The sequence below is a fragment of the Bradyrhizobium sp. SZCCHNR1043 genome, assembly GCF_032489675.1.
In the GTDB taxonomy this organism is placed as follows: Bacteria; Pseudomonadota; Alphaproteobacteria; order Rhizobiales; family Xanthobacteraceae; genus Bradyrhizobium.
Map to the genome: position 1 here is coordinate 519,962 of NZ_JAUEYN010000001.1, position 13,697 is coordinate 533,658.

A 13,697-nucleotide genomic window follows, 5' to 3' on the forward strand; every position below is an offset into this window, starting at 1 on the left:
CGGGACGGGGATTGCACACGCTTCAAAATAGGTCAATAATACTGACATAAATAGCCGAATCACGGGAGGAATATTGGTGAGCTGGAAGCCCGTCTACGCGCGCCGCGCGGATCGCATGAAGGCATCGGAGATCCGCGAGCTGCTCAAGGTGCTGGAGCGGCCCGGCATGATTTCGTTCGCCGGCGGCATCCCCGATCCCGCGCTGTTTCCTGTAGCAGCGGCGGCGCAGGTCTATGCCGATGCGCTGGCGTCGCCCGACGTGGCTTCAGCTGCTCTGCAATATGCCGTCAGCGAGGGCTACGGTCCGCTTCGCCAGTGGATCGCCGAGCACATGACCACGCAGGGCATAGCGGCCTCGCCAGACAACATCCTCGTCACCGCGGGATCGCAACAGGCGCTCGATTTTCTCGGCAAGCTGCTGCTCACGCCCGCGGATACGGCGCTCGTCACCGTTCCCACCTATCTTGGCGCGCTGCAGGCCTTTTCGGCCTACGAGCCGCGTTACGATTCGATCGGTCCACGCGCTGCCAACCGCACCCCGGCCTCCTACGCGGACGAAGCCGCGAAAGAAGCTGCGGGGGCGCGCGTGAAGTTCGTCTACGTCGTGCCGGACTTTGCCAATCCGACCGGTGAGACGCTGTCGCGTTCGGCGCGCGCCGATGTCCTGGATCTCGCCGGCGAGCTGGACGTGCCGGTGTTGGAGGACAGCGCCTATTCTGCCTTGCGTTTCGACGGCGACGAGATGCAGTCGCTGCAGTCGTTGGACGTCCGTCGCCGCGGCTCGCTCGATGCTTCCCGCGTCATCCATCTCGGAACGTTCTCGAAGACGGTCGCGCCAGGCCTGCGCATCGGCTGGGTTTGTGCATCGCGCGCCATCATCAGCCGTCTCGTCCTCGTCAAGCAGGCGAGCGACCTCAACGTGTCAGCGATCAATCAGATCGTGATGCACAGGCTCGTGAAAGACGGAGGGCATGCCGGGCTGATCGCACGGGCGCGCGCGCATTATCGGCTCAAGCGCGATGCGATGCTGAGGGCACTCGAGGCACAGATGCCGTCAGAAGCGAGGTGGACGCGCCCCGACGGCGGGTTCTTCGTCTGGCTCACCCTGCCGGACGGCGTGTCCGGTGCCGCCTTGCTCGACCGGGCCGTGAATCAGGCCCAGGTGGCGTTCGTTCCCGGGGCTGCCTTCTTCCACGACGGCAGCGGCACCAACACGATCCGCCTGTCCTATTCGCTGCCCGAGGAAGCCGTGATCGAGGAAGGCATCGGCCGCCTCGCGAGTCTGCTGCGCTGACGATGACGTGATTCTGCGCAGCGAATGTCGTATCGTCTGCGCAGCGGCACTGGCGGGACGCGATGCTAATCCACCGCATCCCGCATCGGAGCTATCGGCTTACTTCTTCACCAGCGGGCACTCGCTGGCCTCGAGCGGCTTGGCGGCATCCTCAGGCGCGATCTTGGCGATCAGCTTGTAGTAGTCCCACGGATATTTGGACTCTTCGGGCTTCTTGACCTCGAACAGATAGGCCGGGATCAGGCGGCGGCCGTCGGCGCGCAGCGGGCCCTTGCCGAACAGCGGATCGTCGGTCGGAATCTCCTTCATCTTGGCCACGACCTTGGCGCCGTCATGCGGATTGCCGCCGAGTGCCTCGAGCGTCTTCAGGTAGTGCAGCGCGCCGGCGTAGACGCCGGCCACCGTCATCGACGGCATCGTGCCCTTCGGTGACAGCTTCTGGAAGCGGTTGGACCAGGTGCGGGTCTGCTCGTTCAGGTCCCAGTAGAACGACTCGGTGAAGGTCAGGCCCTGCGCGACCTTGAGCCCGAGCGCATGCACGTCGTTGACGAACAACAACAGTGCGGCGAGCTTCTGGCCGCCCTGGACGATGCCGAATTCCGAGGCCTGCTTGATCGAGTTGGTGGTGTCGCCGCCGGCATTGGCAAGCCCGATGACCTTCGCCTTCGACGATTGCGCCTGCAGCAGGAAGGACGAGAAGTCGGCGGTGTTGAGCGGGTGCTTCACCGAGCCCAGCACCTTGCCGCCACTGCTGGTCACGACTGCGGAGGTGTCGCGCTCCAGCGCATGGCCGAAGGCGTAGTCGGCGGTGAGGAAGAACCAGGTGTCGCCGCCGGCCTTGGTCAGCGCCTTGCCGGTGCCATTGGCGAGCATGTAGGTGTCGTAGGTGAACGAGATCGTGTTGGCGTTGCAGGCCTTGCCGGTGAGGTCGGCAGTGGCCGCGCCGGAGTTCAGGAGGATCGAGTTCTTCTCCTTGACCAGATTGGAGACGGCCAGCGCCACGCCGGAGTTCGGCGTGTCCATGATCACGTCGACCTTCTGGGTGTCGATCCACTGCCGGCCGATGTTGACGCCGACGTCGGGCTTGTTCTGGTGGTCGCCGCTGATGACCTCGATGGTCCAGCCCTTGGCCTTCAGGCCTGAATCCTCGACCGCCATGTTGACGGCTGCGACCGAGTTGGGCCCGCCGATGTCGGCATACAGGCTGGACATGTCGTTGAGCACGCCGATCTTGACGACCTTGTCGTCGGCGAAGGCGGAGCCGGCAAAGCTGAGCGTGGTGGCAGCAAGCAACGCGGCCATCCGCCGCGTATGAGACGTTGTCATCGAAGTCCTCCCTGGTGTCGTGTCACGGCGGGGCTTCTTGGGCGCCCTTTGCCGTCGATCTCCCTGGATAGCCGGTCTTGTGAGTTGCGGCAATGCGCCAAAAGGCGCGAGACGCGCGCAAGGTTTGTGCGTTTCGCTTGAGCGTTAACGCAGGGCGTCCGAGGTCAGCCGGAATTTCTGGATGCGCTTACCGGTGTCGACCTCGGCGGTATAAACGTTGCCCTGCCGGTCGACAGCCATCGCGTGCACCCAATGGAATTGGCCGGCATTGCGGCCATTGTGGCCGAAGCTGCCAACCACGCTGCCGTCATCCCGCCTGATGATGCGGATCTCGTTGTTCTCGCCATCGGCAGACAGCAGGTAGGTCTGCTTCGGATCCGGCCAGATCGCGATGTCCCACACCGCGCCATTGCCGAGCGTGTTCTTTTCGAAGAACCATTCGGTCACGAATGTCCCGTCCTTCCTGAACACCTGGATGCGGTCGTTGATGCGGTCGCAGACATAGACGAGACCATCGTCGGCGATCTTCACGCAGTGCACGGGATTGCCGAACTGCTGGGCGACCGGTGCCTTGGGATCATACGGTGGCTGCTTGGCATCATCAGGGACATGGCCGTAGGCTCCCCAATGCCGCTTGTAGGCGAGGGTGGTGGCATCGAACACGATGACGCGGCGGTTGCCGTAGCCGTCGGCGACGTAGATCTCGTTCGCCTCCTTGTCGATCGCTGTCTCCGCGGGCTTGCCGAGCTGGGTGGTGTCGTTGGAGCCCTTGCTCGGCGCCATCGTTCCGATCTGAGCGACGAACTTGCCATCGAGCGTGAACTTCAGGATGGCGTTGTCATTGTCGGCATTGCCGCCGATCCAGACGAAGCCGCGTTCGTCGACCTCGATGCCATGCTCGCGGCCGACCCATTCATAGCCCGGGCCCGGGCCGCCCCAGGCGCGCAAGAGATTGCCGTCGGTATCGAATTCGAGCACCGGGGGCGCCGGCATGCAGCATTTCGATCGCGGCGGATTGAGCGTGGCGCCTTTCTCGTCGTCGGTCAGCGAGCGCGGCCGGTGAATGACCCAGATGTGGCCCTGGTGATCAACCGTGATGCCGCCGACCTGGCCGAGGATCCAGTTGTTGGGGAGCTGCTTCGGCCAGGACGGCTCGACCGCGAACGCGGGCACCTCCGCTGCGGCGCTGGTGCTGCGAGAGAAGAGGACGTTGCCGGCCGCAACGGCGAACAGCAGAATGACCAGGGCAGGCCTTGTCGCGCGTCCGCGTCGTGCTCGCGTCATACCGTCCTCCCCGATATGTGCTGCCGTCATCCGCTTATGAGCGCAGTCAATCGCGAGCATGGCGGAGTGTCAATCGCGCGGGGGGACGCCGATCGGCAGGCTCAGACGGGCGCCTGCTCCACAGCTTCCTTTTTCGGCGGCGTCGGCAACGTGGGCGGCCGCAGAAAGCGCGTCAGCATGAGCCGCAGATGCTCACTGCTCTGCTTGATATCGACCGCCGGATTGCGGATCGGCAGCGCACGTGCACCGTCGACGATCACGAACAGGATGTTCGCGGTCGCCTCGGGATCGAGGCGGGGATCGACCTCGCCGCGGCCCTGTGCCTTGGTGAGGAAGTCGACCAGCAGCGCCCGCATCGCGCGCGCATGCGCGTGGACGATGGCGGCAAAGTCGGCATTGCGACAGGCCTCGGCCAAGGCCTCGGCGCTGAGGACCTGGGCCTGCGGCTGGTGAATGCTGGCGCTCTCGAGCTCTTGCACCAGGGCGTCGATCACGTCGGGCGAGGCCAGGATTGCCTGGAGGCGCGATGCAGCGTGGCTCAGATTCTGCTCGACCAGCGCCTGGATCATCGCCTCCTTGCTGGGAAAGTAATGATAGAGGTGGCCCGGGCTGATCTTCGCCGCAGCGCAGATGTCGGTGGTGCTGGCGCCGTGGAATCCGTTCCTGACGAAGCACGACAGGGCGGCCTGGAGAATCCCCTGGCGCTTCTGCTCGTGCTTGACCGGATCGACCTTTCTCATCGCGCTTCCCGTCGGGCCAACTCTCGCCACATTCGTCGTTTCCGCCAACTGCTTGTAATATAAAATAATATTTCTCGCCGCTCTAATCTAGAGAATTTGATCTAGTTTAGTTGGACAAGCGCTGCTGCTTGTGAGACTTAATTAGAGTGAGCTATCTATCAATGGGTCTCCCCGCTACGATGCGTCTCGCTCCGCTGAAGTCGACGGCCCTGATTTCCCTGGCGCTGGCAACGGCCGGCTGCGCCACTGCTCCGCTCGAGCGGGCCGGCTCGCTCAAGAATTACGATCGCCTCGCCGATGCCAACGGCCTGGTGACGCGCGCGCAGATCAAGGCCAACAAGAAGGAGCTGCTCGAGGCCAAGACGATCCGGATCGAGCCGACCGCGTTTCCGCCGCGTCCCGACATCGCCCTCGACGAGAACGAGCGCAAGCTGGTGGCCAACGTCATCAGCCGCGAAATGTGCCTGCGTCTCAGCGAGCGATTCCAGATCGTCGGACCCCGCGAGGAGGCGGATCTGACGGTCAAGGCGACCGTCACCCATGCCACGGCGACCAACGCGACCGCATCGGCAGCCTCGCAGGCGGCGTCCATCGCCAAGAGCGTCGCGCTGCCGGGCGTTCCCGTGCCGGTGCCCCGGCTGCCGGTCGGGCTCGGCACGCTGTCCGTCGAGGCCGAGGCGCGCGACTTTGCCGGCTTCCAGAAGGCCGCGATGGTGTGGGCGCGCGGCGCCAACTCGGTCTCCAATGCGCGGATGGCCAATGACGGCGACGCCTACGACCTCGCTTCCGAGTTCGGCGCCGACTTCGCCAAGCTGGTGTCGACCGGCGAGTCGCCGTTCTCAGGCGTCCCGTCGCTGGCCTCGCTGCCTTCGGTGTCGAGCGTGCCGGCCAAGCTGGGTGGCGCTCCCAAATATGCCGCATGTGAGCAGTACGGACGCTTCCCCGGCCTGAAGGGCTTTGTCGGTGCCGGTCTGGGCCTGCCGCCGGGCTGGACTGACAAGGGCGCTGACGAGGCCAGGCCCGACGCGCCGCAGCCGTCGCCGGAGATCGCAAGCGTGGAGCAGCAAGCGTCGCGATGAAGTCTGCCGCCTCGTTCCGCGCGCTTGTCCCGCGCATCCTGCTCGCGTTCGCCGCGTCGCTGCTGCTGGCGGCCTGCGCAGCCATCATGCCGCGCAACGCGCTGCCGGAAGCGGCTGCCGTCAGCGCCGACCCGGTCGGCTTCCGCAACGTCCGCTACTGGGGTGATGAGCCGGCGCCGCGCTTTGCCGAGGCCGCGATGTCGCGCGCGTCGGCCGAAATCCCGATCTCGCGTCCGCTGAATTTCCTCGCGATCTCCGGTGGCGCCGAGAACGGTGCGTTCGGCGCCGGGCTTCTGGCCGGCTGGGGCGAGGCCGGGAACCGGCCGTCGTTCGACATGGTGACGGGCGTCAGCTCCGGCGCGCTGATCGCGCCGTTCGTCTTCCTGGGGCGCGAGCACGATGACAAGCTGCGCGAAATCTTCACCGCCTATGAGCGCAAGGACATTTTCACGGTCAACATTCCCGGCCTGCTCCAGGGCTCGGCGCTGGCCGACAACACGCCGCTGTCGCGGCTGATCGAGAAATATGTCGATCGCGAGTTTCTCCGCGACGTCGCGCGCGAGAGCAGCAAGGGCCGGGTGCTGCTGGTCGGCACCACCAATCTCGATGCGCAGCGTCCGGTGCTGTGGGACATGGGCCGCATCGCAGCAGCCGATACGCCAGAGGCGATCGCCCTGTTCCGTCAGGTGCTGCTGGCCTCCGCGACCGTGCCGGGCGCCTTCGCCCCGGTTCGCATCAAGGTGCGGATCGGCGACAAGGACTACGACGAGCTGCATGTCGACGGCGGTGTCACCCGGCAGGTGTTCATCGGTCCCTCGGTGCTGCGCCTCGTCTCCGGCCGCGGCCCGCGCAGGAGCGTGAGCGGCGCACATCTCTACGTCATCCGTAACGCCCGCATCGATCCGCAATGGGACAGCGTCGGCGCCGACGTGCTCTCGGTGACGCAGCGCTCGCTGTCGACCCTGATCAAGAACCAGGGCATCGGCGACATCTACCGCATCTACTCGGTGGCGAAGTTCAACGGCATCGACTTCAACCTCGCCAGCGTGCCGGCCGATTTCCAGGTCAAGGCCGACGGCCCGTTCGATCGCACCTACATGACTGCGCTGTTCGATCGCGGCCACGACATGGGCCAGCGCGGCTATCCCTGGGTGAAGAGCCTGCCGGGGCTGCAGTCCAACGAGCACGGCATCACGGCGCAGGGGGCCACGCGCACGATGGCGGCGGCCGCGCGATGAACTTCCGTCAGACCTGCTTGCCATTTGCGCGACACGTGACCTTGCGTTCGGCGCTGGGGAGTGCGGCGCTGTTGACGTCCGTGCTGCTCGGCGGCTGCGCGACCTCGGGCACGACGCCATCGTCCGACACGGCGCAGTACGGCAATACGTACAACTATCTCCCGGTGAACGACGTGCCGCATGACGACCAGCGCCCGGTGCTGACGCCGGAGCAGCAGGAGAAGCTGCGCAAGGAGCTGACGGCAGTGCGCGATCGTCAGGCGCCGGCTGCGGCGAAGGCGTCTGCGGACAAGGCTGCGGCGGCCAAGCCTTCCGCGGCGAACTCTGCTGCCGCCAATCCGACCGCAAGATAACAACGAGATTCCGGATTCAAGGCCTGCGGCCTTGCCCCGGAATGACGGTGGTTGCGCAGGGCTACGCCGGCGGCTGGAAGCTCTTCAGGGTGCGCGTCTTGTACTCGTAGAGCTTGCCGGTCTCGGTCCACGACGGCAGGCACATCGGCACGATGAACTCGGCGACCTGCTCGGGCGTTTCGAGCGTCATCGGATCTTCGCCGGGGAACACCGTGGCGCGCATGCGGGTCCGGATCGGGCCCGGGCTGAACAGGTTCACGCGCAGCGGCGTCCGCTCGGTCTCGTGCGCCCACACCCGTGCCAGCGTCTCCAGCGCGGCCTTGGTGACGGCGTAGGGGCCGAGATAGGCCTGGGCCTTGTGGGCGGCACCTGACGTGAGAAACACCGCGCGGCCGGCGTCGGAGGCCTTCAGCAGCGGCTCCATGCAGCGGATCAGCTGGAAGTTGGCGGAGAGGTTGACGGCGACGACGTCGTTCCAGGGCTTCAGGTCGATATGGCCGAGCGGCGACGACGGGCCGGGCACGGCGGCATTGCCGACGAGAATGTCGAGCTTGCCGTGACGCTCGTGCAGCGCGGCGCCGAGCCGGGCGATGCCGTCGTTGTCGGTCATGCTGAGCGGCACCAAGGTGGCGCCGTTGCCGGTCTCTTTCCGGATCTCGTCGTCGAGCTCCTCCAGCCCGCCCTGGGTGCGGGCGACGGCCACGACATGGGCGCCGGCGCGGGCGAGCGCGCGGGCGGTCGCATGGCCGATGCCGCGCGAGGCGCCGGTGACGAGGGCAATACGGTTGGCGAGGGGAAGGGTCATGGTCGCAAATCTCTGACGTCGTCGTCCCGGCGAAAGCCGGGACCCATACTCCGCGGCGGTTATGAGGGAGTTGGCTGTCTGTGGCTAGTCCTGCCCGCCAAGGACGGCTGGCGATGATGGGTCCCGGTTTTGGCCGGGACGACAGCTCACGACGCATCGTCATTCCGGGGCGAGGCCGCAGGCCTCGAACCCGGAATCTGGAGATGATACGGGGATCAGCAAGCTCGGGATTCCGGGTTCGATGCTGCGCATCGCCCCGGAATGACTGCGTGTGGAAAGAACCTCAGCTCGCCTCGGCCAACAGCGACAGCTGATGCTGGGTCGACTCGACCATCGCCTGGTCCGTGAGGTGGGTGGGATAGCTGCCGGTGAAGCAGTGGTCGGAGTATTTCGGTGCGGCCGGATCACGGGCCGGCTCGCCCATGGCGCGGTACATGCCGTCGATCGACAGGAACGCCAGCGAATCCGCGCCGATCAGCTCGCGCATCTCCTCGAGCGAATGCGTCGCCGCCAAGAGGCCGCCACGGTCCGGCAGGTCGATGCCGTAATAGTCGGGGTAGAGGATCGGCGGCGAGGCGAGGCGGAAATGCACCTCCGTGGCGCCGGCGTCGCGCATCATGCGCACGATCTTGCGCGAAGTGGTGCCGCGCACCAGCGAATCGTCGATCAGGATGATGCGCTTGCCCTCGATCGCGGCGCGGTTGGCCGAGTGCTTCATGCGCACGCCGGATTCGCGGATCGCCTGGGTCGGCTGGATGAAGGTGCGGCCGACATAGTGATTGCGGATGATGCCGAGCTCGAACGGCACGCCGGAATGCTGGCTGTAGCCGATCGCCGCCGGCACGCCGGAGTCCGGCACCGGCACCACGACGTCGACGTCGGGATGGCTCTCGCGCGCGAGCTGCGCGCCGAACGCCTTGCGCACCTCGTAGACCGAGCGGCCGCCGACCACGGAATCGGGGCGGGCGAAGTAGATGTATTCGAACACGCACGGACGCGCCGGCTTCGGCGGGAACGGCTTGTGGCTGTGGGCGCCGGTCTCGTCGAAGATCACGACCTCGCCCGGCTCGATGTCGCGGATGTAGCGCGCGCCGATCATGTCGAGCGCGCAGGTCTCGGACGCCAGGATCGGGCAGCCTTCGAGCTCGCCATAGACCAGCGGACGGATGCCGAGGGGATCGCGGGCGCCGATCAGCTTCTTGTTGGTCATGCAGACCAGCGAGTAGGCGCCTTCGAGCGCGCGCAGCGCCTCGATGAAGCGATCGATGAAATTGGTGCGGCGGGAGTGCGCGACGAGATGCAGGATCACCTCGGTGTCGGTGGTCGACTGCATGATGGCGCCGGCGCGCACCAGCTCGCGGCGCAGGGTGAGGCCGTTGGTGAGGTTGCCGTTGTGGCCGACCGCGAAGCCGCCGGCATTGAGCTCGGCGAACAGCGGCTGCACGTTGCGCAGGATGGTCGCGCCGGTCGTGGCGTAGCGAACGTGGCCGATCGCGGCATTGCCGGGCAGGCGCTCGATCACCTCGCGGCGGGAGAAGGTGTCGCCGACGAGGCCCAAGCGGCGCTCGCTGTGGAAGCGTGCGCCATCGTAGGAGACGATGCCAGCTGCCTCCTGGCCGCGATGCTGGAGCGCATGCAGGCCGAGCGCGGTGATCGCGGCGGCGTCATTGTGCCCATAAATGCCGAACACGCCGCACTCTTCGCGCAGCGTGTCTCCGTCAAGGTCTGGGTCTCTGAGGTAGGCTTGAGGTCCGAAGTCCAGATCCGCGTGGGAGTCCATTTGGGCTTCGCCGGAAGAATCGTGGTGCTGGTCCATCGCGCCTCTCTTCTGGGCTAGGCTCACTTGGCCGCGGGTTTCTCGATCAGCTTCTTCAAGCTGTCGCGGGCAGGCTTGCTGTACCCATCGCCGCCCACTCCGGGCGACTCGGTGTCAGTCTGGTCGTCGTCCGGCTTGTTCTTCTTGAATTTCTTTAAAATGGTGTTCTCGGGATCATCAGGCAAGAGCGACATCAGCCAATCCCCGGTTCCCTGCAGGACCACGCGGGACTTGGCGCCGGTGACCCAGTCCGGACGCTGCTTGTCCGGTACCAGCCAGCTGAAGAACAGGAAGGCGACGACGACGATCAGGAGGCCACGGCCCAGTCCGAACAGGAATCCCAGGGTGCGGTCGAGCGCGCCGATGCGCGAATCGAGGATCATGTCGGAGATCTTGACCGTGATCACCGAGACGATGAGCAGGGTGCCCACGAAAGTACCGGCAACGACCACGACGCTGGCGACGGTATCGTTGTTGAAATAGGTCTTGGCGGTCGGCAGCAGCTTCGAGAATGAATAAAGCGTGACCAGGGCCGCCGCGCCCCACGCGGCGATCGACAGTATCTCGCGCATGAAGCCGCGGACCATCGCGAGCAGCCCCGACACCAGCATCACGCCGAGCAGGATGAGATCGAGGATCGTTATCGGCATCGGCTGCTCAGGTCCGCTTGTCAGGTCCAAGGTTCGCTTCGAATTGACGGAGGACCGCCCCTCCAGGCGGAGGAGAGCAGGGTTCCCCGGCAAGTCCGGACGCTGCACCATCCCGCGTGGGCGCCCGGTTGCGGCGTTGTATAGCGGCGAGTCACGCGAACGTCACGGTCCGGCTAGCCGTCCTGGCGGCGGAATCTCGCTGGTGTGGCATTTTTTTCGGCATGGCTGGGGCCACGGCGGCCCTGCTCACCCTCGTCGTGGCGGGCGCGGGGCGTGCCGCGCGCGGCGATGTCGGCGACCAGGCTGGTCAAGCCGCCGACGGTATTGAGGCTGAGCCCGGCATCGCCGCCGGCCTCGCCGCGGGCGCGCTCCGGCAGCACGACGCGGCCGAAGCCGAGCTTGGCGGCCTCCTTCAGCCGCGCCGAGGTCTGCGCCACCGGGCGGACCGCGCCCGACAGCGAAATCTCGCCGAAATAGACCGCATCGGGCGGCAGCGGCGCGTTGACCAGCGAGGAGACCAGAGCTGCGGCCGCGGCGAGATCCGCCGCCGGCTCGTTGATGCGCAGGCCGCCGGCGACGTTGAGATAGACGTCGTGGCCCGACAGCTTGACGCCGCAATGCGCCTCCAGCACGGCCAGCACCATTGACAGCCGGCTCGGATCCCAGCCGACGACGGCGCGGCGCGGCGTGCCGAGCGAGGTCGGCGCCACCAGGGCCTGGATTTCGACCAGCACGGGGCGGGTGCCCTCGATCCCGGCAAAGACCGCCGTGCCGGGGCTGCCGAGATCGCGCTCGGACAGAAACAGCTCGGAGGGGTTGGTGACCTCGCGCAGACCCAATCCGGTCATTTCGAACACGCCGATCTCGTCGGTCGGGCCGAACCGGTTCTTGACGGCGCGCAGGATGCGGAACTGCTGCGAGCCCTCGCCCTCGAACGACAGCACCGCGTCCACCATGTGCTCGACGACGCGGGGGCCGGCGATCTGGCCGTCCTTGGTGACGTGGCCGACCAGGATGATGGCGGCGCCGGATTTCTTGGCGAAGCGAATGAGCTTCTGCGCCGAGGCGCGCACCTGGGTCACCGTGCCCGGCGCCGATTCGACGGTGTCGGTCCACATCGTCTGGATCGAATCGATCACGATCAGTCGCGGCACGCCGCCTTCCGACAGGGTCGCGATGATGTCCTCGACCGAGGTCTCGGCCGCCAGTTGTACCGGCGCATCCGCAAGCCCGAGGCGCTCGGCGCGCAGCCGCACCTGGGCGACAGCTTCCTCGCCGGAAATGTAGACCGCGCGATGGCCGGCGCGCGCCAGCATCGAGGTCGCCTGGGTCAGAAGCGTTGATTTGCCGATGCCGGGATCGCCGCCGACCAAGAGCACCGAGCCGCGCACGAAGCCGCCGCCGGTGACGCGGTCGAGCTCGGTCATGCCCGACGACAGCCGCGGCGCGTCGATGGTCTTGCCGGTCAGCGATTCCAGCTGGAACGTGCGGCCCTTGCGCTTCGAGCGCAGCGAGACCGGCGCGGAGGTCGCGCCCGTCGTGTCTTCCTCCGCCAGCGTGTTCCACTCGCCGCAGGCCTCGCATTTGCCCTGCCAGCGCGAATAGGCCGCGCCGCAGTTCTGGCAGACGAAGGAGAGCGTGGTCTTGGCCATGGAGGGAGAATCGATGTGCTCAGGAGTGGGTGGCGTTCCATAGCATAGTTAGGCCTGCGGCCAGCATGATGCCATCCATCACCAGCCGGAACATGTCGGGCTTCATGTGCAGCACGAAGCGCTTGGCGACGAAGGCGCCGGCCATCAGCGAGCCGCCGGCGATCAGGCCCTTGAGCAGAATGTCCGGCGTCAGCGCGCCGAAGCGCTGGAAGGTGATGGATTTCGAGACATAGAGCCCGAGCGAGCTGGCAGCCTCGGTGGCGAGGAAGGCGCCCTTCGACAGCCCATAGAACAGGAACAGCGGCACGCTGAGCGGCCCGGTCGAGACCACGATGCCGGTCAGAAATCCGATCACCGCACCGCCGAGCGCGAGGTGCCAGAGGTTGGCCTTGAGGTCGTGCCGCGTCAGCCAATGCCGTACCGGCACCATCGCCATCAGGAACAGGCCGATCGTGATATCGACCGCCTGCGACGGCAGGATCAGCAAGGTGCGCGCGCCGAGTGCGGCGGCCGGAATGCCGGTGACCGAATAGGCCGCGCAGGCGCGCCAGTCGACCTCGCGCCACCACGCCAGGATGCGCGACAGGTTCGCCATGACGGCGGCCACCGCCATGATCGGCACGGCCTCCTTCGGGCCGTACTCGTAGGCCAGCACCGGCATCAGCATGATCGACGAGCCGGTGCCGACGATGCCGGACAACGTGCCGGCAACGAGGCCTATCGCGAGGACGAACAGGAAGCCCAAGATTTTCGCGCCTTCGTGATGGCGGGCAAGATCTCTCTCCCGTCATTGCGAGCGAAGCGAAGCAATCCAGAGTCGCGCGCATGACTCTGGATTGCTTCGTCGCTTCGCTCCTCGCAATGACGGATGAGAGAAGCAGGGCCCAGGTGGTTAACGGGTGGTTCGAGTCGACTCGAAATCGTCGATGATTGTGCGTCCGCATCATTAAAAGTTGAAGCGTATTCCTCGCACGTCCGCTCATGTTCTCGGACGATGACGATGAGCAAAACCCCGATGTCCTTGCAGATGCGGCCGTCCCTGACGGCAACCGCCGATGCGAAGTTCCCCTGGTTCACGGCCGCGATGCTGGCCATGGAAGCCGGCGAGGTCATCCGGCTCCGGCTGGAAAAGTTCGCGCGCGGCGAAGCCGACGCGGGCCAGGAAGCGGAGCTGATGGTCAGCGAAAAGATCGCCGCAGCCCTGGAGGCGACGGCGAAGCTGATGGCCGGCGCGAGCCCGGCCGCGGTCGTCGATCTCTATCGGGATTATGTCGCGGCCAACGCCGAGCGGCTGTCGGCGTAAGCACGCGCAGTCCGGCTGTCTTTGGGCTGGCTCGGGGCTGCGTGCCGCCGCAGACGAATGTCGAGCAACCCAGGGCGGACAACCTCGTCATAGCGCCGGCGACCGGGCGGCCTCGTGCCTTCACGTGCGGTGTTGCCAACGAAGAGAAGATCGGACA

Annotated in this window: 13 protein-coding genes; 5 read left to right on the top strand and 8 right to left on the bottom strand. The window is 66.2% G+C overall.

All coding sequences use genetic code 11. The features are described 5' to 3' along the window. Positions 1 to 73 precede the first annotated feature (73 nt). Positions 74 to 1,294, top strand: a complete 1,221-nt coding sequence (locus QX039_RS02225; protein WP_315771021.1) for a PLP-dependent aminotransferase family protein — start codon at positions 74 to 76, stop codon at positions 1,292 to 1,294. A gap of 99 nt (positions 1,295 to 1,393) precedes the next feature. Here QX039_RS02225 and QX039_RS02230 read toward each other — a convergent pair whose 3' ends face one another. The 3 genes from QX039_RS02230 to QX039_RS02240 all read right to left on the bottom strand — a co-directional run bounded on the left by QX039_RS02230 (position 1,394) and on the right by QX039_RS02240 (position 4,644). Beyond that, positions 1,394 to 2,620, bottom strand: a complete 1,227-nt coding sequence (locus tag QX039_RS02230; protein WP_315739363.1) for an ABC transporter substrate-binding protein — start codon at positions 2,618 to 2,620, stop codon at positions 1,394 to 1,396. 144 nt (positions 2,621 to 2,764) lie between these two features. Next, positions 2,765 to 3,904 carry a hypothetical protein gene (locus QX039_RS02235; protein ID WP_315739364.1) on the bottom strand — a complete coding sequence of 380 codons (1,140 nt, stop codon included), beginning with the start codon at positions 3,902 to 3,904 and terminating at the stop codon, positions 2,765 to 2,767. 101 nt (positions 3,905 to 4,005) lie between these two features. Then, the gene (locus QX039_RS02240; RefSeq protein WP_315739365.1) at positions 4,006 to 4,644 is read right to left on the bottom strand and encodes a TetR/AcrR family transcriptional regulator; all 639 of its coding nucleotides are present in this window, start codon (positions 4,642 to 4,644) and stop codon (positions 4,006 to 4,008) included. Between the two features lie 161 nt (positions 4,645 to 4,805). Between QX039_RS02240 and QX039_RS02245 the strand changes: the two genes are divergently transcribed. The 3 genes from QX039_RS02245 to QX039_RS02255 are packed head-to-tail and all read left to right on the top strand — an operon-like array spanning position 4,806 to position 7,314. Continuing rightward, positions 4,806 to 5,723 (top strand): DUF3313 family protein, encoded by a 918-nt coding sequence (locus QX039_RS02245; protein ID WP_315739366.1) that lies wholly within the window; start codon positions 4,806 to 4,808, stop codon positions 5,721 to 5,723. Next, positions 5,720 to 6,961 carry a patatin-like phospholipase family protein gene (locus QX039_RS02250; RefSeq protein WP_315739367.1) on the top strand — a complete coding sequence of 414 codons (1,242 nt, stop codon included), beginning with the start codon at positions 5,720 to 5,722 and terminating at the stop codon, positions 6,959 to 6,961. Before QX039_RS02245 ends, QX039_RS02250 begins: the two co-directional genes overlap by 4 nt. Positions 6,962 to 6,996: 35 nt before the next feature. After that, positions 6,997 to 7,314 carry a hypothetical protein gene (locus QX039_RS02255; protein ID WP_315739368.1) on the top strand — a complete coding sequence of 106 codons (318 nt, stop codon included), beginning with the start codon at positions 6,997 to 6,999 and terminating at the stop codon, positions 7,312 to 7,314. A 61-nt stretch (positions 7,315 to 7,375) separates the two neighbouring features. On the opposite strand, the gene QX039_RS02260 is transcribed toward QX039_RS02255, so the two are convergent. From QX039_RS02260 to QX039_RS02280, 5 genes are all read right to left on the bottom strand, one after another. Beyond that, on the bottom strand, positions 7,376 to 8,119 hold the full coding sequence (locus QX039_RS02260) for an SDR family NAD(P)-dependent oxidoreductase (protein ID WP_315739369.1): 744 nt from the start codon (positions 8,117 to 8,119) through the stop codon (positions 7,376 to 7,378). Between the two features lie 283 nt (positions 8,120 to 8,402). After that, a complete protein-coding gene (gene purF / locus QX039_RS02265; protein WP_315739370.1) occupies positions 8,403 to 9,899 on the bottom strand; it encodes an amidophosphoribosyltransferase in 1,497 nt (498 codons plus the stop codon). A 59-nt stretch (positions 9,900 to 9,958) separates the two neighbouring features. Then, positions 9,959 to 10,585, bottom strand: a complete 627-nt coding sequence (locus QX039_RS02270) for a CvpA family protein (protein WP_315739453.1) — start codon at positions 10,583 to 10,585, stop codon at positions 9,959 to 9,961. Positions 10,586 to 10,758: 173 nt separating this feature from the next. Continuing rightward, entirely contained in the window at positions 10,759 to 12,237 is a 1,479-nt protein-coding gene (radA, locus tag QX039_RS02275; RefSeq protein WP_315739371.1) for a DNA repair protein RadA, read from the bottom strand. A gap of 19 nt (positions 12,238 to 12,256) precedes the next feature. Further along, positions 12,257 to 12,982 (bottom strand): sulfite exporter TauE/SafE family protein, encoded by a 726-nt coding sequence (locus QX039_RS02280; RefSeq protein WP_315739372.1) that lies wholly within the window; start codon positions 12,980 to 12,982, stop codon positions 12,257 to 12,259. A 255-nt stretch (positions 12,983 to 13,237) separates the two neighbouring features. On the opposite strand from QX039_RS02280, the gene QX039_RS02285 reads away from it, so the two are divergent. After that, positions 13,238 to 13,540: a hypothetical protein gene (locus tag QX039_RS02285; protein WP_315739373.1), complete on the top strand. Its 303-nt coding sequence runs from the start codon at positions 13,238 to 13,240 to the stop codon at positions 13,538 to 13,540. Positions 13,541 to 13,697 lie beyond the last annotated feature (157 nt).